Origin of the sequence: Oceaniferula marina (assembly GCF_013391475.1) — a bacterium.
Taxonomy (GTDB): Bacteria; Verrucomicrobiota; Verrucomicrobiia; order Verrucomicrobiales; family Akkermansiaceae; genus Oceaniferula; species Oceaniferula marina.
In genome coordinates, this window is record NZ_JACBAZ010000004.1 from 586061 (window position 1) to 607600 (window position 21540).

The 21540-nt window shown below is 53.7% G+C and carries 16 protein-coding genes; 12 read left to right on the forward strand and 4 right to left on the reverse strand.

Annotated elements, in window-relative coordinates; translation table 11 throughout:
* Nucleotides 1–174 precede the first annotated feature (174 nt).
* Nucleotides 175–2610 (reverse strand): transglycosylase domain-containing protein, encoded by a 2436-nt coding sequence (locus HW115_RS12650; RefSeq protein ID WP_178933237.1) that lies wholly within the window; start codon nt 2608–2610, stop codon nt 175–177.
* A gap of 64 nt (nt 2611–2674) precedes the next feature.
* On the opposite strand from HW115_RS12650, the gene HW115_RS12655 reads away from it, so the two are divergent.
* Entirely contained in the window at nt 2675–3802 is a 1128-nt protein-coding gene (locus HW115_RS12655) for a class I SAM-dependent methyltransferase (protein ID WP_178933238.1), read from the forward strand.
* A 40-nt stretch (nt 3803–3842) separates the two neighbouring features.
* On the opposite strand, the gene HW115_RS12660 is transcribed toward HW115_RS12655, so the two are convergent.
* Nucleotides 3843–5078: a substrate-binding domain-containing protein gene (locus HW115_RS12660; protein WP_178933239.1), complete on the reverse strand. Its 1236-nt coding sequence runs from the start codon at nt 5076–5078 to the stop codon at nt 3843–3845.
* 284 nt (nt 5079–5362) lie between these two features.
* On the opposite strand from HW115_RS12660, the gene HW115_RS12665 reads away from it, so the two are divergent.
* The 3 genes from HW115_RS12665 (at nt 5363) to HW115_RS12675 (ending at nt 8133) form a co-directional block, all read left to right on the forward strand.
* Complete coding sequence (locus HW115_RS12665; protein ID WP_178933240.1) at nt 5363–6007, forward strand: PEP-CTERM sorting domain-containing protein; 645 nt, start codon at nt 5363–5365, stop codon at nt 6005–6007.
* Nucleotides 6008–6117: 110 nt separating this feature from the next.
* On the forward strand, nt 6118–7632 hold the full coding sequence (locus tag HW115_RS12670; RefSeq protein WP_178933241.1) for a tetratricopeptide repeat-containing sulfotransferase family protein: 1515 nt from the start codon (nt 6118–6120) through the stop codon (nt 7630–7632).
* Nucleotides 7633–7710: 78 nt separating this feature from the next.
* Nucleotides 7711–8133 carry an EamA family transporter gene (locus tag HW115_RS12675; protein WP_178933242.1) on the forward strand — a complete coding sequence of 141 codons (423 nt, stop codon included), beginning with the start codon at nt 7711–7713 and terminating at the stop codon, nt 8131–8133.
* A gap of 24 nt (nt 8134–8157) precedes the next feature.
* Here HW115_RS12675 and HW115_RS12680 read toward each other — a convergent pair whose 3' ends face one another.
* Both HW115_RS12680 and HW115_RS12685 read right to left on the reverse strand, forming a co-directional pair.
* A complete protein-coding gene (locus HW115_RS12680; RefSeq protein ID WP_178933243.1) occupies nt 8158–11004 on the reverse strand; it encodes an outer membrane protein assembly factor BamB family protein in 2847 nt (948 codons plus the stop codon).
* 35 nt (nt 11005–11039) lie between these two features.
* Nucleotides 11040–13799, reverse strand: a complete 2760-nt coding sequence (locus tag HW115_RS12685; protein ID WP_227021477.1) for a purple acid phosphatase family protein — start codon at nt 13797–13799, stop codon at nt 11040–11042.
* Between the two features lie 169 nt (nt 13800–13968).
* On the opposite strand from HW115_RS12685, the gene serA reads away from it, so the two are divergent.
* The 8 genes from serA (at nt 13969) to HW115_RS12725 (ending at nt 21533) form a co-directional block, all read left to right on the forward strand.
* On the forward strand, nt 13969–15576 hold the full coding sequence (gene serA / locus HW115_RS12690) for a phosphoglycerate dehydrogenase (RefSeq protein WP_178933245.1): 1608 nt from the start codon (nt 13969–13971) through the stop codon (nt 15574–15576).
* Between the two features lie 115 nt (nt 15577–15691).
* Nucleotides 15692–15856 (forward strand): type B 50S ribosomal protein L36, encoded by a 165-nt coding sequence (ykgO, locus tag HW115_RS12695; protein ID WP_178933246.1) that lies wholly within the window; start codon nt 15692–15694, stop codon nt 15854–15856.
* A gap of 613 nt (nt 15857–16469) precedes the next feature.
* A complete protein-coding gene (locus tag HW115_RS12700) occupies nt 16470–16784 on the forward strand; it encodes a hypothetical protein (RefSeq protein ID WP_178933247.1) in 315 nt (104 codons plus the stop codon).
* A 7-nt stretch (nt 16785–16791) separates the two neighbouring features.
* Nucleotides 16792–17160 (forward strand): hypothetical protein, encoded by a 369-nt coding sequence (locus tag HW115_RS12705; protein WP_178933248.1) that lies wholly within the window; start codon nt 16792–16794, stop codon nt 17158–17160.
* Complete coding sequence (locus HW115_RS12710) at nt 17157–17774, forward strand: NUDIX hydrolase (RefSeq protein WP_178933249.1); 618 nt, start codon at nt 17157–17159, stop codon at nt 17772–17774. Before HW115_RS12705 ends, HW115_RS12710 begins: the two co-directional genes overlap by 4 nt.
* Before the next feature lie 155 nt (nt 17775–17929).
* Nucleotides 17930–18403 (forward strand): hypothetical protein, encoded by a 474-nt coding sequence (locus HW115_RS12715; RefSeq protein WP_178933250.1) that lies wholly within the window; start codon nt 17930–17932, stop codon nt 18401–18403.
* Between the two features lie 152 nt (nt 18404–18555).
* Nucleotides 18556–19647 (forward strand): LptF/LptG family permease, encoded by a 1092-nt coding sequence (locus HW115_RS12720; protein ID WP_178933251.1) that lies wholly within the window; start codon nt 18556–18558, stop codon nt 19645–19647.
* A gap of 32 nt (nt 19648–19679) precedes the next feature.
* Nucleotides 19680–21533, forward strand: coding sequence for a SulP family inorganic anion transporter (locus HW115_RS12725; RefSeq protein WP_178933252.1), 1854 nt, complete (start codon nt 19680–19682; stop codon nt 21531–21533).
* Nucleotides 21534–21540 lie beyond the last annotated feature (7 nt).

Here is a 21540-nt window from a genome sequence, read left to right on the forward strand (position 1 = left end):
ATCAATCACCGCAACAAGCGGTCGGGCGCAGTCCAATCGAATATGATTAGCGCTGGAGAAGCATGACCAAAGAACTAAGCCCCCCCTGGCAGGCTTGTCAAGCATCCATCTCAGCCATGGATTTTTACGATCGCATCATTGCTCTACGGATGTTTGCCACCGAAGAAAATACAATCAGTCCTCCCTGATCTCCACACGTCCGGGTTTATCGAGAAGAATCGCAGCAGCCCGGTCCAGATCTTCAAGTTGGTCAAAGTTCACGCTCGCACCTGTCTGCCGAGCTTGCCGCATCGCCAACTCATCCCTCGGAGCAAAATCGGGTTGTTCCGTTCCATAGGGATCCACACCTAACAAAACAGGAGCCTGAGGTTGTACAGGGATGGCATGGGTGGTCATATTCTGTTGGTTTCCACCTCCGAAGTCGGTTGTTTTGGCAAGTGACGGGTCAGACACCCCATGCACTTCACAAAACCCAGAAGGTGCGCGACCTTTGACAAAATATTCCGTATACGCTGTGCTTGTATAGGATTCCTCACCAGTGCGAACATTGCGAATGTAATTCTGGCAGTATCGCGTCTTTCGCCTACCGGAGTCCTTACAAATCTCCAGTTTCACAATACCCTCAGGCGCCGGAATCAGCGTGCCGGGGAACTCGGAGTCCGCCGCATTCATTGCATCGATCCAGACAGGCAATACCGTTTCCCGACTGAATGCCGCAGGGTAGATTTCATCCCGCCCCCCGTCGAGAAAACCTGACCACACAGCGCAGGTCACGCGGCTGTTGTATCCAACAAACCAGTTGTCGGCAAAATCATAGGTTGTCCCGGTTTTTCCCGCTGTGGAGGGGTCCGGCTTCAGCGTCTTGATCCCATCTGCTCCAGTCCCCTTGCGAAGCGAACTCTGCAACATACTATGCATCAAAAACGCATTCTGGGCAGTGATCACCCGTTTCGGCGCGGTCGGCTTTTCGGCGGTGTAACGAACCACCCCGGAAGCATCCTCGATTTTATCGATGGCATACACCTGTTGGGGCGTCACTCCACCATTGGGAAATACGGCATAAGCACGCACTAACTCGGGTAATGATACGTCATCCGTGCCAACCAACATCCGGGCCAACAAATCCGAGTTGGGAATCATCAGGCCGAAACGACGGGCGGTATTGGCCACCTTATCAAGCCCCAACTTTTTCCCCAGTCGAATCGAAGCGGCAATTTTGGAAACCTCCATCGCATGCCTCAAGGTGATGTCACCTTCATAACTAGGAGTAAACGACTCTTCGCCCCACTCACCGAGGACTCCTTCCCTGCCATCGAGCATCACATTGCGGTTATCCATCGGCTTATCCAAAACGAGATTGGACAGAGACATCTTGTTTTCCAACGCCGCAGTATAGATGAAGGGCAAAAAGGCGGTGCCCAGAGGCTTTTTTCCGGATTGAATGAAATCATACTGGGAATGGGCAAAATCACGCCCCCCGACGTAGGCGATCAAAGCCCCGGTCCGACTTTCAATCATCAAACCTGCCCCTTGCACGTACTTGGGTTTCCCGCTGCCCATTTTGTAATCTTTATACAGCGGGTGCTTGTAGCCTTCTTTGAGTTCAACCGAATCCAACTGGCGCTTGAGACCTCGCTCCATGGCTCGCTGCGCATCCAAATCAATGGTCGTGTAAATTTTAAACCCACCTTCGGTCATGGCATCTTCACCCAAGTGCCCACGCACAAAACCCGCAATCCGATCATACAAATGAGATGCTCCCCGGCGAATCGGCTGGGGATTCACCTCCACGGGCAAAGCCTGCAGCTCCTTACTTTTCGAGCTGGAAATGTAACCATCATCCGCCATTCGACCCAGAACCTGATCCCGGTTCTTCTTATTCTCCTCCAGATCATTGAGCGGTGAAATTCTGGTCGGGTTCCGAATACAGGCAACCAAGGAAGCGCACTCGGACGCCGTCAGGTCGCGAGGCTCTTTGCCAAAATAGCCAAGTGCCGCTGAGCGAATCCCGTAATAGCCACTGCCGAAAGGAATCCGGTTGAGGTAAAACTCGAGAATTTCGTATTTCCCATAACGTTCTTCGATGCGCAGGGCAAGAAACGCCTCCACGGCCTTACGCTCCAAGCCGCTTTCTCCACGCTTGTCTGATTCCTCTTTGAGGTGGAAGGCATTTCGGGCCAACTGCTGGGTAATGGTACTGGCCCCCTGGGTCTGACGCCCGGCCTTGTAGTTCAAGTATGCCGCCCGAATCACCCCGGCCCGGTCAACACCATCGTGCTCAAAAAACCGCTGATCCTCACCGGAAATCAAGGCCTGGATCATAATCTCGGGAACATCCTTGATGCTGATCTTATCTCGGTTTTCGACAAAAATACGACCCAACTCGCGCCCTTTGCGGTCCAAGATCAGGCTCACCACCTCCACATCATCAATCTTACTCAGATCGTAGGTTTCCGCTCTTTCGCGGTATGGCTTGGTTTTCACATCGAATACCACCCAACCGGCCCCGGCCGCCCCTAAACCAAGAATCATGAGATAGAGCAACCATTTGAGCTTGAAAAACCGCTTTTTTCGCCGCTTGTTGCCTGTGCTGGAACGTTTTTTTGCCATGGGTTTCAGAAAATCAGCCGGACCACACGGCCCTGCACAGAGCTATCCATACCCTCAGACCACCATGAACGCAACCCCGGCTTTTGACCGCACCCCCTCACCACTGATGGAGGAAATTCTCCACAGCATCCAGCAAGCGGGCCCTCTCAACTTTAAAGCCTACATGGCGATGGCCCTCTACCACCCTCAATGGGGGTATTATTCCGGCCATCGCCAACGCGTGGGAACCGACGCCGACTTTATCACATCGGTGAGCGTTGGCCCCTGTTTTGGCATGTTGCTGGCACGACGGATTCTGACTCACTGGCAAGAATCTCAAAACCCTGAAAGCTATCATATCATCGAACCGGGCGCCCATCACGGCGAACTCTGCTGCGACATCCTCGACACCCTCGCCAAGCTCTCACCGGATTGCTACCACTCCGTCAGATACCACTTGGTTGAAACCACTCCCGCACTGCGTGCAGCTCAGGAAAAACGCCTCGCCTCTCGGCATCCGGACAAGTATCACACGCATACCAGCCTAGGCGAAATCAAACAAAGCATCGGTCCGGTGATAGGCACGATACTTTCCAACGAACTGATCGATGCCTTCCCAGTCCACCTGATTCAATCCAACAATGGGGAATGGCAGGAACTCATGGTCGAATCCGTGGATGGGGAAACTCTGACCCTGGCGGCCCACCCATTATCCTCAGCCGAACTCATCGCATTCTGCCAATCGCTGGGGCGCCACTACCCTGACGGATACACCAGTGAGTATAATTCAGGGATCGATCGCTTTGTCAACGATGCCGCTGAGCTCCTCAAATCCGGACTGATGATTACCATCGATTACGGTCACGCCCAGGACGATTATTATCACCCGGACCGCACCAGCGGAACCCTGCAAACCTATTACCGACACCAAAAGTCGGACAACCCACTGCTCCACCCCGGCGAAATTGACATCACCACTCACGTCGATTTCACCCGCTTGCAGCACGGTGCCGAGGCCCGGGGGTTCCATTCCGCAAGCCTCCGAACCCAGGCAAGTTATCTGACCGAACAGGCTCGTGAATGGTTGCTGGATATCGAAAACCCGGACAGCACGAACCACCCGGACACCCCGAAACTTCTGCGCCAATTCCAAACCTTGATTCACCCGGCCATGCTGGGAACCAAGTTCTCGGTCCTGGAAATGTCCCGCTGACAGAATAAACCCACACACGCTCGGGGCATCCAGCCGACCATTACTTTCGCCCCCTGGACGGGCCGACCAATTGATCCCGGAACGCCGATGGGCGGACTCCTGTCCCCCTGACAAAAAACCTGCTCATCTCATGCGGTGATGAAAAGCGCATGGCGTAGGCGATTTCATTCAAGCTTAACGATTCATCGCTCAACAGGTGTTTCAAATGCCCCAACCTCACTCGGGTGATTTCCTCTTTCGGACTATGGCCCAAGTATTTTTTGAAGCGGGACTTGATTGAACTCAACGAGTAGTTTGTTTGCTGCTCGAGATCGGTCACCTGAATATTTTCGTACTTTGCACGGAGGCGGATCCAACGGACCAGCTTGGCGGTTTCTTCATCTTCAATTGCTAGAAAGCCGGTTGATTCACGGGCAATCGCGTGGTCTACCGCCACACGGCGCACCTCCCCATCCAAAACCTCACCCCGCATCTGTCGGGCCAAATACTCTGCAGCCAACAAGCCCGCTTTTCTCGCCGGATACGGGATACTCGTCATCGCAGGCTCCGTGATATGGCAATAATTCAAATCATCCCCGAAGCCCAAGACCGCAATATCCTCCGGAACTCTCAGACCCAGACGCCTTGCGGCACGAATACTCACCGCCCCCAAAGCATCATCCACAGCAAACAAACCAAACGGTAATGGAAGTTCTGATAAAAAACCAGCAACCTGATCCTCAACCTTCCTCCATGAGCCCTTTTTCCATAACGGAACCCCCGGCAAATAATGGGTCATCGCTTCATGCCCAGCCGTTGCCAAGGTGGCAGAAAAACCCGCCAAGCGTTCCCTTGGATACACTCGCTGCCCCGGTGCAAACTCTTCTTCCAAGTACATCGTTTCTCCACGTCCCACATAGGCAAAGGACTGCAACCCGACCCCCATGAGATGCTCGGCAGCATGACGTCCCACCAGCTCATTATCTGGAACCACCCGCGGAAACCCCATATCCGGTCCCTCGGTACTCAACAAGACCACAGCCACCCCTCGTTCACGGAAATCTTTGAGCTCTGCCTCCGTGGCACGATACAGCAACAAACCATCTCCCTGCCACCCTTCACCAATCTGAACCGATTCCATCTCGCCATAGGAATCATTCTCCGTCACCAGGCGCCAAGGACCATTCAAGCGCATGTAATCAACCACACCCCCGAGCACCGGAAAAGTAGAGCCGGCCCAAACCGGCAGCCTCACGCCCACTACTGGGCTTCCCTTACTTCCATCCTTTGTCGACATACTCTAACTTCTAAGTTCCTTCATCACCATGAATGATTTCCCTATCCATTTCAACCAACATAATCCATCGCTTGCACCAGCTTGCAAGCCCAATCCCAGCATGTCTTCGGACTCGAACAAAGGAATATTACCTACACCTCTTTGTCGATTTTGCCCATGCATTACCCGCAATGCCCATAGACAAACCAGCCTCTTCCCCCTGATGATGCGATGGAATGCAAGCTGACATCAAATAATACACTTATCTTGTTCACCAGCCTGCATAGCAAAAACCATTATTGATTATGAAAATACAACACAACAAACTTTACCGACTTGCTATGACCGGCGCCACAGGGCTTGCCATGGCCCAAGCGGTGCATGCAGCAACCATCCTCACAGGGGACCCGAATACGAATAATATCATCCCCACAAACCACGGATCTGCCGCAACTGGCACCCCGAACATCAACCTGAACTGGTCAGCGGCCGGTACAGATACTCCCAAATGGGATGGCTACGCCAACTGGAACGGCAGAGGGGAGGTCTACCAACTGGACAAATCCAATGATGGAACATTCACCATCGCCTTCACTCCTGATACCGGCTGGAATGTATCGCTCACAGCCTTGGATATCGATGTCTGGTCGGGCACGGGAAGTCGAGCCATTGATTGGACCGTCACGGGCTCATCTTCGGGGGTTTTGGGATCAGGTACAGGCTTCAATGGCGTCGAGGGACAAAAAACAACTCTCAACCTAGGTCTTACGGGGGCAAACAATGAAGTGGTGACGCTGACCTTGAGCAACCCGGGTGCCCCCAATGGCTCTTACCTCGCCATGGACAACCTCGCCTTTGATCAGGTAGCTGCAGGGACTGTCCCGGAACCATCCAGTGCCGCCCTTCTTGGTCTGGGCCTCGGTGCCGCCGCCATGCGCCGCCGCAAGTAAGCTGACGGGTCATACCGGAAGATTACAACAAACCATTCACCCTAATCCCTCGGAGGCTTGCCCCGGGGGATTTTTTTAGCCATCGTGATTTAATAAGAACGCTTCACACCATGAACCACCCGGATCTCACCCACGCGACACAGGCCCTGCAGGCGGGAGACATCGAGTCCGCCATCACGTCGATTCAAAAAGCGAGCCTAGGCCCGATTCAGCCCGGCAGCTTGCTCGAGTGGCTCCACCTCCTGCACCAACTTTACTATTTCAAGGAAGCCACGGAACTTAGTACTCCACTGATCCGCCACCCGGACGCAACAAGCGAACAGCTCCTCGCCGCCGCCAAGCTATTCTTTCAGACAGGACGGTTCGACACTGCTGCCAGGCTTACAGAGAGAGCTCATGCCATATCGCCAGAGGACACCGACACCTTGGTCTTACTCGCATCCTGCCTCGAGCGCCAGAACCTGATCAGCGAGGCCACTCAACTTGCAAGCAAAGCGCTCGTGTCTAACCCCTCCCACGCCCGGGCAAGCCGCTTACTGGCACATATCGAACGCCGAGAAAAAAAATTCGAACAAGCGAAACGACGGCTCGCCACCCACTTGCACCAATATCCGTCACATGACGACTGGCGACTACAGTATGAGCTTGCCAGCGTGCTCGACCGACTTGGCCAATATCCGCAAGCAATGCAATGCCTGCTCTCAGCCAAAGCTTCGCTAGAAACAAACACACCCCTTGATGCCTATCAATCACTCAGTCAACGCCAATGGCAGTTAACGAATATGTTCACCGCCGAGCATCTGAACCATTGGTTCAAAAACTCCAAACAACTCACCCCCCAGCAAAACATCTGCCTGATGGGTGGCTTCCCCCGCTCCGGAACCACCCTACTGGAACAAATACTAACAAGCCACCAAGACTGCATTGGCACCGATGAAACCGGGATTTTATTTTCCCTTTTCGAGCAAGCTCTGCTGCATGACGCCACCACAGCCACAGACACCATGAATGAACTGCAATCATTCAGCGCGGATGATCTTTCCGCAGGCAGGGCCGAGTACCTGCGCTGCACCCGGAGCTACATTGACACCGATACCAAGGAGCAATGGCTGATCGAAAAAGAACCTCTGCTGACGAGTTCGCTGGTCATTCCCCTGCGTCTGTTCCCGGATGCCAAAATTTTAATCCCCCTGCGTGACCCCCGTGATGTGGTCGTCAGTTATTTTTTTACCATCGTTCCGCTGGCTGCCAACTCCGCCCCCGCCATTGATCTCGGAGACACCTGCCGCTACTACGCTGATGTCATGCGCCACTGGCTCCATCTCAAACAACACCTTCCGCGCGAGCAGTGGTTCGAGTCCCGCTATGAGGATCTGTTGGCCGATCCGGAAACCCAAACCAAACAACTGGCTGAGTTCCTAGCCATCGAATGGTCACCGACCATGCTCCAACATCACCAAAACAAAACCAATCGCTCGATCTCCACCCCCACCTACGATGATGTCTCGAAACCACTTTACACTCGCGCCAAAGGTCGCTGGAAACATTACGAACAATATCTAGCACCACACCTCCACCATCTGCAACCCTACATCGAAGCGTTCGGCTACGATACAACTCATTAAGGGCGGTTTCACCACGATCACTCACGGCCCATGCAATCATCATTGACGACAAGAGGGCCTGCGTGATTGACTCAAGTCATGCACCCCAACCTGCTTATCGCCCTCTGCATTGTCCTCTGGGGCATCTGGGGAATTTCCAGCAAATTAAGCAATGTGCATAACGCCCCGGTCTTTGTCACCTTGGCATCCAACGTCCTCTACGCTTTGCTTTCCCTGCCATTACTATTCAAGCTAAAAAATGAGGGAGAACCAATCAATTGGAGTTTTTCAGCGCTCTCTTGGATTCTGCTTACCGGCATCGTTGGAGTCTCGGCCAAACTGATCTTCAACTACGCCCTAAACAAGCAACCGGCATCGATTGTTATCCCGGCCACATCCATTTTCCCGGTGGTCACGGTGCTACTGGCTGTTTTTTTCCTCAAAGAAAAAATCACCCTCACCCAAGGTGCTGGCATGCTGCTCTGCATTCTGGGGGTGTACTTGGTTACGATGGGCAAGTAACCCTTGTCTGCGGCCAGGGGAAGATCATTCGTCCAGTGGAGCAAAAGCCATCGACCCCTGAACGGCGAAGTTACAGATACATCCAGACGAACCTTCTGGAACCAACAATAAGCCACCCGCAGGGATCATATTGATCCAGCAACCCGACCGACTGACACTTGTGATGCGGTCACCCTTGGACTTATTCAAATCATAACTGGCTAGATTTTTTGCTCTAAAATACAGAGCATTGCCGGAAGCTGAAATGGTTCCACAACCTCCACCACCCACGCGCTTGAATTGCCCCGACACCTTACCCGTCGCCAGGTCATAAATGTAGGGTTCCATTACCAATTGCTCACCGACCATTGCAGGGTGCCTGTCCTGCTCCCCATGGTCCAAGTTCGGGCGTTGGTGATAGTTTTTACGATCCTTCCAAACCAACGCTCCATTTTCTCCGGAAAATACATACACCTCATAATGCATCGTCGGCTTTTTCGCCCCTTCAGCTAATCGGTTACAAGAATACACCAAGACGAGACGACCATCTTTTGCCAAAGTAAATGGCGTGTGCATGCCGTCGGCAGGGCGATGTTCCTGAGTCCAAATTTTAGCCCCGGTTTGAAGATCCAAACAAACCAGGCGAACGCCAGCCTGCCCGACAAGCTCGGGGTAAGACATCCGCGACTGCTTGCGCTTCAGACTCAGCGGATCCCCGGATTCGATTAAATACACCCGTCCATCCGCCACCGAGATCGATGGGTTGATCACGCTGCCTCCGGGTTGATACTGCCAGCGCAATTGCCCACTCTTACGGTCCATTGCAAACACAACATCCGACGTGGCCACCTTCACCTTGTCCCCATAATTACTCTCATAGATCGCTTGATAATTCATCTTGCGGTATACGCCACCTTGTTTCACCGCCGAACCTAACAAAACACCATCACTCAACGCACTGCACCCCCAATGGTAACCGGATTCTCGGTAAGGCGCGGGCAGCTCCAAAGACAATCGAAGTTCTCCGCTGTAAACGTCCAATGCCTGGCAGCGAGATGCCGTTGCGCAGTAAACCAGATCATCAGCCAACACCATATTGCCGGAATCTCTCAACACACCGATTCGGCGAAAATCAGGTAATGCTTTCTCCCACAGAATCGTTCCGTTCCACGCATCCAGACAAAACAAGTAGTTATTACCGGGAATCAGCAACAAGCCGTTTTTCACCAAGGGAGGAGCGGCTCTCAAATGCCTGTCCACAATATGCTGGGGGCCTGGTCGACCAAACCACTGCATCCCCAATGTCGAAGCTACCCGAGTGTCCTCCGAGCATGCCGTATTCCCGGCATCAGCATACATGTGCGTCCACTCCCCCACCCCTGGCAACGCCGGAGCACGAGCAATCATTTTCTTCAGTTTGGCATTCCAAGCCACTCCCGACTGAGGACATAACAAAGAACGATCATAAGAGGAAAGCTCGCCATCTGCTGATACCAGCAAATTAAAAATACGGGATGTATACAATGCCTCTGGATCGCTCATCCGTAAGGTGATCCGAGAACCATAGAGGCCTTTATCTGCGAGACGCCTTCGCAAGCCATCCATCTTTGCACGGTCAGCCATCAGACCATGGACCTGCATCCGGGACTGTCTGGCAATCGCTTCTAGCAGCTCACCGTCGTCAGCCCCGGCATCCAGCACCACCGCATACCCTTGATCGGTCGGCAAGCTGCCGAGCATTTTAGCAACATCGTAACGTGTCGAAGGAAGAGGGCTTCGATCACTTTTTTCCACATGCCTCGTAGCTTCACCACTCTCGGCAAAGCTATACACGTGTCCTGTATCCGTTGATACCAACAAACAGCCGCGAGCCACCGCCAGAGAACGAGCAACGCCATCGATCGTGTATTTCCAAACCACTTGTTGAGTTTCTTTATCAACGAGAGCCACCCAGCCATCTCCCCCTGCAACCCAGTGGCGCGATGTCGAAACGGTAGTCACCACCGGCCCGGGTGTGGACACACCTTTGGGTAAGCCTTTCACCGCAGCCTGTCCCCCATCGACCTTCGATTCCAAGGTTTCCCCCCTTGGATCCCTCCCGGTGGGGGCAAACATTTTCCCCTGACGAAATTCCAAATATCCCTGCAAGGAATTCTTCAACTGCCGTTGGTCCAGAATCTTTCCCGTCTTTTGATCTAACGAGCAGTACCACATCCCCATATTTTTAGGAAACAAACCCGACCCGAAGTAGGCGGTATCACCAACGACCATCACGCCCGTTCGAACGGGAAAGCGAGACATCAACCTCCCATTTCCGGGAAGCCACCTTTGACCGGACTCCTCAATTCCAGACTTCCAGAGCTGTTTCCCTGAAATGGCATTCAGGCAGTAAACCTGACCGTCATCCGCACCAAAAAGCAAACGTTCCTCCGTCAGCGACGGGGCCAAGCGAATCGGGGCGTCAGCAAAAAAACGCCACAGCAAGGTTCCGCTATGCAAATCCAGGCAACGCATCTGGTCATCCGCAGATGAACCAAAATAGACCCGTCCGTGTCCGGACACCACTTCGAACGCTTGATCATAGGTCACCCGTTTTCGCTCCGGAGTTCCCCGCTTCCGCCACCAATCGGATTGCGCCCGGCCCGGCCATGCCTCTTTCGGTGGATGTGCTACTTGATAAGACCACTTCAGCTGCAGCTTGGCCGGAAGCAGGCTCAATGAACGCCCCGACCGATGGTTGTCGTGGCGGTATGTCGGCCAGTCACGCTCATCGAGCGCCCCTTCCAATGAAGAAGGAAAATACGGCAATACTAAACCGAGGAGGACCGCAACGAAGTAAAACCCGGCCCCACGTCGGACAGAAACACAAGATAGCTTAGGTTTATTCATCATCGTTGAAGCCGGGCAAACAATATGAAGACTTCGGTTCAGTCGCTCATCACGATCCGGAAAAAGGATCGAGTATCCTGCTCGCTGACCATCGTCGTGATATCCACATTCCCGCCGTTACCAGGATACGTATCCACATCCTTCCATGTTTTCAAATCATAGCTTTTTTGGAGAGTATAGTTAACATGGCTTTGCGTTTTCCAAACCATCCTAGCCTCTCCGCTTTGGCCGTCATAGTTGAAGGCATCGAGTTTGAAGTTTTTCGGACTGACACTGAACTCCACCCGATTGGACACCTCGGTGTAGGAATCATTCGTAAAGAGCGCCATAAAATAATCGCCCACCGGAACATCTTCAACAATGGTGGCATTGCCGCCGGCCCTTCCGTCGACATAATGGTAGAGGATCAGCTCGCCGGTTCCCGGGTCATCCCCTTTGCGGTAAATGCCCAGCCAATCCTTCGGATGGGCCGGCCCATTGGCAAAAGTGGCTGTGATGTCATCACCATGAGGAAAATGGCTTTTTGCCAAACTCAGACTGGCGATACGCTCACCCAGCTGAAACGACACCCGCTCACTGATCTCGATCGAACCAGAGGAGCTCATCACCACGGCAAAATAATACCCTTTTTCCAGGCCAATCAAATTCCAGGTTCCACTGGCGTCGCTTAACACCTGGTTTTGCACAGGCTGATCCCTACCGGGAACCGACCCCGCACGGAAAAGCTGAATCCTATTTCCGCTTTGATCGACATTCGAGTAATCCACCTCCACAGAGTCGCCCTCGTCGTAGGTATTCTGAGCAAGAGCAAGCACCGGACGGTTTCCATGATAAAAAGAAATGCGGGGGGCCATCTCAGTGTAGCCATCGTTTTCAAAAAATGCCGCGAAGTACTCCCTGCCCGCTTCAAGCTTACCGCTGTTGGCCAATACGGCCGTTCCCGCAGGGCCATTGACATACACCCAGATTGTGGATGCGGGTCCACCCGGGGTGTCACCCGGTTTGTAGATCCCAATCCAGTCTTTGGCATTCCCCGGTCCATGTGTGTATTGCACACTGACATCCGCGCCCGCACTGACCACCTGACTAGCCATGGAAATCCGAGGTGACGAACTGGCACTGCCTGTGATCTCAACACTCTCCACCGGCGACCAGGCCGACCAGGTCGCATTCCGATCCCGATGCCGGATTCTGAGATAATACTCCCCATTACTGAGCCGGTTTTCAGTCAGATGGTATTCCAGAATATTGCGACCAGCATGGATATCCACCGGTGTGTAATCCGGAGCTCCGGTGTCTCCGTAGTAATTTTCGTAATCCACGATTTCATCGATCTCAAAGTCCGTGAAGGCATTGGTACTCGATATTTGGTAATGAACGCTATTGAGCAACTCATCGGTGTCGCTTCGATAAGCCGAGGAACGGATCGTCACCGGCTGAGTTTGGGGTGTATCAAAGTTATTGATGACGGTCGGTTGCAACGGCCCCTCTTTTCCTTTAATCCGGTGGAAGCGGTCAATCTCCCGGCTGTTGTAAATCCACCGTTGATCGGCGGGCAGCCGGCAATTCGCCTCTCCATAACAAACCACCTCTGCTTTTTCTGCCGCCTGGTCAATTTCCAGCAACTGCCACGCCCACTGGTTGATGCTTTTCTGGACATCATCGTAATCGGCCTCTCTTCCCGATTGCCCCCAGTACTGATCCCATGCGGAGCCTCCCGAAATGATATGGTAGTTCGGATGATCCCGAACCTGTCCACGATGGTAGATATGGTGGTGCGCCCCGATGTTAAGAAAATGTTTTTCGGATTCGTTCAGGATCGGCACCGCCGTATTACGTAACCAGGAAGAAATATCACCGAGGTACTGTTCCGCCTGATAGGGTCGGTGGCAGATACTGACGACCCAATCGACCTTACTATCCGTTTTTACCTGGTTGGTGATATCCCTTACCCACTGGGTCTGGGTTGCATTGCTCCCTATTTCGCTGTTGGTGTGAACAAACACCACATTCGACATCTGATGCGAGTAATACGTGTCGCCATCCGGCCCTGCAATCCCACCATAATCAACCTCTTCATAGCGGAACAAGCGCCGGTAACGGTCCAAGCCCGAATCCCCGTAGGTCTCATGGTTTCCCACCGTGGTCATGATCGCCACATGCGCACTAACAATACGCGCACAATAAAAATGCAAATGCCTCCACTGCTGATTGTTGCCGTAATCCACCTGGTCCCCGGGCATCACAATCACATCGATGATTTCCTCGATTGGCTTGTTTCCATGTAGAGCCCGAATCTTTGTCACCGCGCGCTCCATCAGTTTTTCATAGCGGTGCAAGGTGTCACCAGCCGACTCTTTCTCCACAATCTGATTATCCCCGATGATCAGCGCCTTGAAATCATGATCCTTGCTCCCCAATGCCTTGGCGGTGCGAAAACGAAAGACCGCCGAACTTGTCGACTCCGTCCGGACCCGGTAATAGTAATAGGTGTTCGGCTGCAAGTCGCTTAACTTGGCAGAATGGTAAACATAATGGCTCGCAAACACATCCCTGCTGCCTGTCACGGTCGTTGCCAGATCTGATTCGCTGGTTCCAAAATCCACGTAGGTCTGGGAGTCCGCATCACTCCACCACGACACCCAGATCGAATCGGGCCGCGGCAAATGTAAATAGGGACGCAATCCTGATGGGGCCCCGATAAAAGGAAGAGGAGCAGCAAAGATCCATTGCCCGCGCATGGTAAAAGCGCTCACAGCGGTAGCCGATAACAGTCGAAGAAAGGTCGAACGGTGCATATCGCTTTCACCATACTGTGAAGTGACACACCCCGGTAGATACAATATCGTCAATAGCTGTGCAGAACCGTCAAACTCACCCGCATCCTCAGCGAAAATCAGCTCCTCGCAAACACAAATGACGCATCCGGGCTTTGACAATTAATCAAGCCTCCACTACAGCACGCGCATGGACACACAGCGCATCCTTGTATCGGACCCTATTTCAGACAAAGGGGTAGAGCTTCTCAGCAGCCATCCGGCTCTTGACGTGGACGTCAACACCGGACTGTCTCCAGAGGAACTCATCAAAATCATTCCAAATTACAACGGTCTGATTATCCGATCCCAGACCAAGGTCACCGCTGAAGTCCTCGCAGCCGCAACCAACCTGAAAGCCGTCGGTCGCGCCGGTGTCGGCGTCGACAACGTCGACCGCGACGCTGCCACCAACCACGGGGTGATCGTGATGAACACTCCTACGGGCAACACCATTTCCACCGCAGAGCTCGCATTCACCCTGATGCTCTCGGCCGCCCGTAACATCGGACCAGCCCACAAGGCCGTGCTCGAAGGCGACTTCAAAGCTGCCCGTAAAGCCTACGCCGGCATCGAGCTCAACGACAAACGCCTCGCCGTCATCGGTATGGGCCGCATTGGAGCGGAATTCGCGAAGCGGGCCCAGGCATTCGGCATGACCGTCGTTGCCTACGACCCCTTCCTCACCCAGGCACGCGCCGACCAACTCAAAGTGGAACTTGCCGACAGCCCCGATGCCGCCCTGACAGGTGCGGATGTGGTCACCCTGCACGTCCCGCTGACCGACGACACCCGCCACATCATCAACGCCGAGCGCCTTGCGCTGATGAACTCTGGAGCCTTGGTCGTAAACTGCGCCCGTGGTGGCCTGATTGATGAAAGTGCGCTCAAAGCGGCCATCGACTCCGGCCATATCGCCGGTTGCGGATTGGACGTCTATGAAGACGAGCCTCCGGCATCCGACCACATTCTCTTCGACCAGCCAAAACACACCTCTTTCACGCCACACCTCGGAGCCTCAACCAATGAAGCCCAGGAAAATGTCGGCATTCAAGTGGCGGAACAACTTCGGGATTTCCTGACCACCGGCGAAATACGCAATGCCATCAACATGCCATCGCTCGACGCCTCCGCATTGGCCGAAATCGGCGGCTACCTCGATCTGGCAAGCTCGTTGGGCAAATTCCTCGCCAAACTTGGCCCCGTCAACCCGGATGCCCTGCGGGTCTCATTCCATGGTGACATCGCAGAAAAAGATACCTCGCTGGTCTCTCGCACCGTGCTCACTGGCTACCTCGAAGCCGCCCGCCCGGACGGACAGGTCAATATTGTCAACTCACCCGCCGTGGCCAGGGACATGGGGCTCGAAATCATCGAATCCACCGTCAATGCCCAAACCGAATACTCGGAACTCATCATTGCCGAACTTCGCAAGGGCGACGTCCGCTACCGGATCGCCGGCACCATCATCGGCCAATCACCACGCATCGTGGAAATTGACCGCCTGTTTGTTGATACCAACATCAAGGGGCATTTCCTCATCGTAAACAACGATGACCGCCCTGGCATTGTCGGCCTCGTCGGATCCGCCCTCGGCACCGCTGGACTGAACATCGCGAACCTTTCGCTGGCCCGCAACAAATCGGAGGGCAACGCCCTGAATGTCATCGAGCTCGACACGGCTCCCGGAGCCGAAATCATCGATGATTTGAGCAAAGCCGCCGGAATCCTTTCGGTAACCGCTATTGAAATAGAGTAAAATTTCCCAGAAATAGACTTTACACGGTGCCGGATCCGGGTATTTTCCCCGCCCCGACAAGTCGCCCGGCACCGCCGACAGACCAACTGTAACCAATTTTCAACCAAGAGTAACCATGAAAGTTCTTTCCTCACTCATGTCCATGAAGAAGCGTCACGAAGACTGCCAGGTCGTCAAACGCAAGGGCACCCTCTACGTCATCTGCAAAAGCAACCCGAAGTTCAAAGCCCGCCAGGGAGCAACCAAGGGAACCCGCTTGAGCAAAAAAGGCGTCAAGTAATCCCGTTCAAACGGCTTCAATTCCGTTTGAACCTTTTACTCAAATCACATTTCCAACCCTTCTCCGTCTGCGACGGTGGAGGGTTTTTTCTTTTTGCCCCCCGCCTTGCAGCAACGACCAACTCTGGGAAAGCCTCCCAGGGCTCCTATATGAGGGAGATGATCTGGGTGATGCCTGCGGCGCTGACAGGATTGTCAGGATTTTTTCAAGTGTTTACAGGATTTGTAATCTCAAAGATCAAGGTTTACCCAAAATCTATCGCTAATACCAAGTAGTAAACAGACGGGACGATAGCCGAGATGAATGAGTTCTTTGGTAAGGCGCGACGAAGGAATGGTGCGGGCACCATGACTAAGGAGAAACACAACCAAAGGAGTCATTCATCCGGAACTCTCATGGATCACGCAGTACTTTTCCACATACCTCAACAACGATCAATCGTCTCGTCTGTTTTGCGGAGTGGTATTACTTCTAAAAAAACCTGTCAATCCTCTTCAATCATGTGAATCCTGTCAGCGCCGCAGGCTCTTCCCCCCTGGTGTATTCGCCCTGGAAAGCCTCGGGAATTGTATGATTGTCAGCCCGTATGCTATTTGATATCAGATGCGGCAGCATGAGCGAACCAGCCCTTCCCCTTAGCCTTGCCGTTGCCAAGGATGTCACCGAAGAAGAATACCGCCGGGCCAAGAGCCAGAACTATCTACTCTGGGGAATCACCTTCTTCCTCTGCACCGCCCCGGCACTGGGAATCCTACTTCTGGTCGGCCCCTACCTAGTGGATACCATCTTGCTTGGCATTGCCGCCGGAGTGGTCGGCCACTTGATTCTCAGGCAATACTTCAAAGATGCCGCCAAAATGAGCACCATGCGCATGCAACGCTACCCCGAGCTGCGAGAATGGAAAGCCCGCCACCTCCCGTCACCCTGATCAAAGCATGCACCCGGACACCCAAATACTGCGGGATCAATGGATCCGCGAAGCCGAAGTCCTGCTCGGCATGGGCAAAGGACACCTCGGCGTTATCAACATGCTTCGCGCCTCCGGCATGAGCACCGACATGGCAAAACGAACTTCCTTTGACATCTTCGATCAGGCAAAAATAAAACTCCTCAAGTCTCAACGCTTGGAACGCTGCCTCGCATGGCTTCTCATCACCGCAGGCATTCTCGCTCCCGTTGCCATGTATATTGCCAAACTCGACTACTATGTCTTCTCCATCGCACCCATTGGCGCTGGCTACATGATGCTCACGAAGCTGCCCAACCCATCCAGATTGCCGGAAGCTCTCCCCACTCCCGAATGAATACCCTTGAAATTGCTCGAGAACTTCAGGCTCTTGCCCAATCCGGCCTCCACTTCACCGAGGATGTCTATGACCGGGAGCGCTATGAGCGCCTGCAAACGATTGCCTGCGAGATGCTTGCCGATCAATCCAATCAGGCGGTTGCTGACATCTTCGAGTGGCAAAAAAATGATTTTGGCTATGCCACACCCAAAGTGGATGTCCGGGCCCTGATCATCCACAACCATCAGGTGCTGCTGGTCCGGGAAAATGCCGACATGGGTCGCTGGACCCTTCCCGGGGGATGGGCGGACGTCAATGACACCCCCTCTGAAGCCATCACCAGAGAAGTCGAGGAAGAGTCCGGATACCAAGTCCGAACCAAACGCTTACTTGCAGTGCTCGACCGCGAGAAACATGGGCACCAGCCACCATACCCCTATCATATTTATAAACTCTTCTTTGAGTGCCAACTGATCGGCGGCGAGGCAAAACCCACCATGGAATCCTCCGAGTCCGGTTATTTTGACCCAAACGACCTGCCGGAGCTATCCATCAGCCGAGTGCTTCCCGAACAAATTCAACGTCTCTACCAGATGTCCCTTTTGGACACTCTCCAGACCTGGTTCGACTAACTCCCCGACCGCTCCAGTTGATAGATTTAAATGGACACACTCCGGCGATATATTCCCTCGATCGGTAACGTATCAGGTTTACAAGCACAGTCTGCAGTGTCTGCAGCATCTGGACCACAGAGGTTCAGCACACACGCCCCAGCAACCAATCAACGATGATGGACCCCACCACGTCTCCCATTTCTACAGCCATGCACTCCCGTTTGACCAAACGACTACTCAAGATAATCAGTCTCGGCCTTGCTCTCATCATCGCACTCGTCGCCTGCCCCTATGCCGATGCGGCCAACAACAAGAAAAACAAAAAAAAGCCTCTATCAAAAAAAGGTAAAGCCTCTGAACTCAAAACCATCGATTCCGTGGGTAACGACCACATCGTCGTGGGAGGATCCATTTATTTCATTCAGGGGACCACCGATATCGTGGTCAATGGCGACGAAGCCACACTGGGCCAAATTAAAAAAGGCATGCAAGTCTCCATAGCCGCCCGGGTCAAAACCTACGGCAGACGAGGAGAAAGCAATACCTTCACCGCCACCCGTGTCGTGGCTCGCTCCGATAACGAACTGGCTAAAAAAGCCGCAGAGGAAAATAAGAAGCGTAAGATCAAAAACAACAAAAACAAGTAAACGCACCCTCGTGCATTCGGGGCAAGGCTCAGCACATGGCAACAGGTGAGTGGAATCCCCCCTGCTGAGAGCCTGACAAAAAACACATCTGACGCCATCCATACTCGACAGCAGAGGAATCCTCGCACAGAATTGCGTCTATGTTACGCCTCATGGATCGCTATATTGGCAAGCAAATCATTGCTGCCACGATTTTTGGGGTCGTCGTACTCAGCGTCTTGCTCGTTCTGGGCAACCTCTTCAAAGAACTCCGTCCGCTGATGGTCGAGGAGCGGGCATCCCCGGCCTTGATTGGACAATTTATCCTCAGTGTCCTTCCTTTCTCTCTCATCTACACCGTTCCATGGGGGTTTCTTGTCGCCGTCCTGTTAGTCTTCGGTCGGCTCTCGGCAGAAAACGAACTGGTCAGCATGCGCATGTCGGGCATCGGCTTGTCACGTATCGCCGCACCCGTCATTGTGATCGCCCTGGCGCTCTCCGGCTTTTGCCTTTGGCTCAATACCAACTTGGCTCCAAAAGCCAAAGATACGATTAAATTCGTGCTCTACGAAGCGGTAAAAGAAAACCCCAATGCCCTGCTCGACCCGGGAGTCGTTCAGACTCGATTCAAAGGGCAAAAGGTCTTTATCGAGAGCCGTGAGGACGACAACCTCTACGGCCTTCACCTCTATCAGCTCAAAGATAACAAGGACACCGGATTCCCAACCGTGAGCGTCTACGCCCGGGAAGCCAAACTGAAAGTCATCCAGGAAAAGAAACAACTGCGTCTACACCTCACCGATGCCTTTCTAGAGGCTGAAAATAAAAACGGCACCCACGAACTTGCCTTCATCGGCGAACAAGAGCCTCTCCTGTTTGACTTCTCTGTGGAACGCAAAAAAAAGCGTAAGGCCAGCACCATGACCAACGCAGAAATTCAATCGCTTCTCGCCAGCGGAGAGCCTATCAATAAAAAACTCCGCTATCGCTTGGGCAACGAAATCCACCGCCGCTACTCCTTCTCTCTCGCCTGCGTCGCCCTCTGCCTGGTGGGCATCCCCCTTGGCATCAATGCCCGGCGCAGGGAGACTTCCACAGGGCTCGCCTTGAGTATTCTGGTTGCCCTCGGCTACTTCCTCTTTTTTGCCATTGCCCAACAACATGAAAAAAGCAGTGGTAACACCGCCTTGATTCTCTACTGGATCCCCAATGTTCTCTGCCTGATGCTCGGCATCTGGCTGTTTTATAGAGCTCGTAGAAAATAACCTCCGGGAAATGATTCGCTGATGAAACGCCCATGAAACGTCAAACCAAGTCCGTCTCCCGGAAAATCCTGAGGGAAACCCGCAGGATTCTTTCAGGTAACGGTCTCGACTGGTTTCCCATCCGCGGCCCGCTGAGCCGCTACAATCGCGAAAAATTCCGCTACGATTCCAAAGCGGCACTCAACGTTGCCCTCCTCGCGCTGCCCCAGGGAATGGCATATGCCGCCATTGCCGAGCTACCGATCTATTACGGGATCGTCTGCTCGGCCATCGCCGCAATCATCGCACCCATTTTTTCCAGCTCCCGCCACACCATCCTTGGCCCAACCAATGCCACCTCCTTCATGGTGTTCAGCTTTTTTGCCGCGGCTGGAGCCACCCTGAGCAAATCACCGGTCGAATACATGCCCCTGCTTGTTTTTATGGTGGGTATTCTCTCGGTTCTGGGAGCCATCTTTAAAGTCGCCGACCTGCTCCAGTATGTCAGCCGCAGTGTGCTCGTCGGCTACATCACCGGAGCCGCTCTACTGATTCTCACCAACCAGTTCAAACATTTACTCGGTATTGCCGAACCGATGGCCAATGGAGAGTCCGCAAAAACCTTCTTTACCATCGTCGAAAAAATGAGTGGCCTCTGGCACGCATACCAATGGCAACCGGTCACTCTGGGCGCCGCCACCTTGGGGCTCTACTTCTGGCTCCAGAAAAAACTGCCCACGCTGCCTAATTTCGCCATCAGCCTGACCCTCTCCACCCTTGCCGGCACCCTGCTGCGCCACTACGTCCCGGCCTTTGCCCATCTCGACACCTTTTCCGCCTTTGAGATCGATCGACTCACCCCGAGCCTTCCCGATTTCAACCTGGACGATTTTTCCGCCCTGACCGGCGTGGCATTCGCCATCGCCTTCCTCGCATCCCTGGAAAACTCAGTCATGGCCAAATCCCTCGCCAGTCGCACCGGCGAACGCAGTGACGTCAACCAGGACATGCTCTCCGTCGGTATGGCCAACCTCGGAACCTCCCTGCTGGCCGCCATGCCCGCATCCGGCTCATTAACCCGTTCCGCACTTAACTACGGGTCGAAAGCCAAGACCCGCTTTGCCTCCATCTTTGCCGGCCTGCTCTGCCTACTCGGATTTGCAGCCCTCATCAAACTCCCCATCGTCGAAAACATCCCCAAAACCTCCCTCTCTGCACTGGTCATCGGTATCGCTTGCTCCCTGATCAACCTGAACAGCATCCGCATCTGCCTGCGAACCACTCGCGATGATGCCCTGGTCATTATTGTCACCTTTGCAGCCACGCTGCTGACCCGCCTCGATTACGCCATCTTCATCGGCGTGGCCTTCTCGATCAGCCTCTTCCTACGTAAAGCCTCCACCCCCCATTTGGTCGAATACGAAATGAACGATGCAGGCAACCTCGCCGAACTCGGAGAAAAGCGCAAACGACCCAACCCGGCAATCTCCATCGTCCACGTCGAAGGTGATCTCTTTTTCGGAGCTGCCGATCTGTTTCGCACCCAGGTCCAACGCACCACCGCCGACCCCAATCTCAAAGTCATTGTCCTGCGCCTAAAAAATGCTCGCCACCTCGATGCCACCAGCGTGCTTGCCCTCGAAGACCTGATCAAACACACCCGCAAACGTGGAATCCACATTCTCGTCTCCGGCGCCAGCCGCGAGGTTTACCAGATTCTTAAAAAATCCGGAGCCCTCAAAGTGCTTCAGCAGGGGTGCATCCGGGCCGAAGGCCAAACCAACCTCTTCCTCCAATCTCCCTCCAACCCAAACCTCTCGACCCGCGATGCCCTGATCCGCGCCCAAGAGCTCATCGGCGACCAAAAGGCAGATATTAAGATTTTCTTCGACCCCAACAAGGAGTAGATTCCTT

What these genes read in the sequence shown, in the direction of transcription:
- HW115_RS12710 (WP_178933249.1), top strand. Translation starts at nt 17,157, where the DNA reads ATGAATACCCTTGAAATTGCTCGAGAACTTCAGGCTCTTGCCCAATCC.
- HW115_RS12670 (WP_178933241.1), top strand. Translation starts at nt 6,118, where the DNA reads ATGAACCACCCGGATCTCACCCACGCGACACAGGCCCTGCAGGCGGGA.
- HW115_RS12725 (WP_178933252.1), top strand. Translation starts at nt 19,680, where the DNA reads ATGAAACGTCAAACCAAGTCCGTCTCCCGGAAAATCCTGAGGGAAACC.
- HW115_RS12660 (WP_178933239.1), bottom strand. Translation starts at nt 5,078, where the DNA reads ATGTCGACAAAGGATGGAAGTAAGGGAAGCCCAGTAGTGGGCGTGAGG.
- HW115_RS12675 (WP_178933242.1), top strand. Translation starts at nt 7,711, where the DNA reads ATGCACCCCAACCTGCTTATCGCCCTCTGCATTGTCCTCTGGGGCATC.
- HW115_RS12715 (WP_178933250.1), top strand. Translation starts at nt 17,930, where the DNA reads ATGATGGACCCCACCACGTCTCCCATTTCTACAGCCATGCACTCCCGT.
- HW115_RS12655 (WP_178933238.1), top strand. Translation starts at nt 2,675, where the DNA reads ATGAACGCAACCCCGGCTTTTGACCGCACCCCCTCACCACTGATGGAG.
- HW115_RS12705 (WP_178933248.1), top strand. Translation starts at nt 16,792, where the DNA reads ATGCACCCGGACACCCAAATACTGCGGGATCAATGGATCCGCGAAGCC.
- HW115_RS12700 (WP_178933247.1), top strand. Translation starts at nt 16,470, where the DNA reads ATGAGCGAACCAGCCCTTCCCCTTAGCCTTGCCGTTGCCAAGGATGTC.
- HW115_RS12650 (WP_178933237.1), bottom strand. Translation starts at nt 2,610, where the DNA reads ATGGCAAAAAAACGTTCCAGCACAGGCAACAAGCGGCGAAAAAAGCGG.
- HW115_RS12685 (WP_227021477.1), bottom strand. Translation starts at nt 13,799, where the DNA reads ATGCACCGTTCGACCTTTCTTCGACTGTTATCGGCTACCGCTGTGAGC.
- HW115_RS12680 (WP_178933243.1), bottom strand. Translation starts at nt 11,004, where the DNA reads ATGATGAATAAACCTAAGCTATCTTGTGTTTCTGTCCGACGTGGGGCC.
- serA (WP_178933245.1), top strand. Translation starts at nt 13,969, where the DNA reads ATGGACACACAGCGCATCCTTGTATCGGACCCTATTTCAGACAAAGGG.
- HW115_RS12720 (WP_178933251.1), top strand. Translation starts at nt 18,556, where the DNA reads ATGGATCGCTATATTGGCAAGCAAATCATTGCTGCCACGATTTTTGGG.
- HW115_RS12665 (WP_178933240.1), top strand. Translation starts at nt 5,363, where the DNA reads ATGAAAATACAACACAACAAACTTTACCGACTTGCTATGACCGGCGCC.
- ykgO (WP_178933246.1), top strand. Translation starts at nt 15,692, where the DNA reads ATGAAAGTTCTTTCCTCACTCATGTCCATGAAGAAGCGTCACGAAGAC.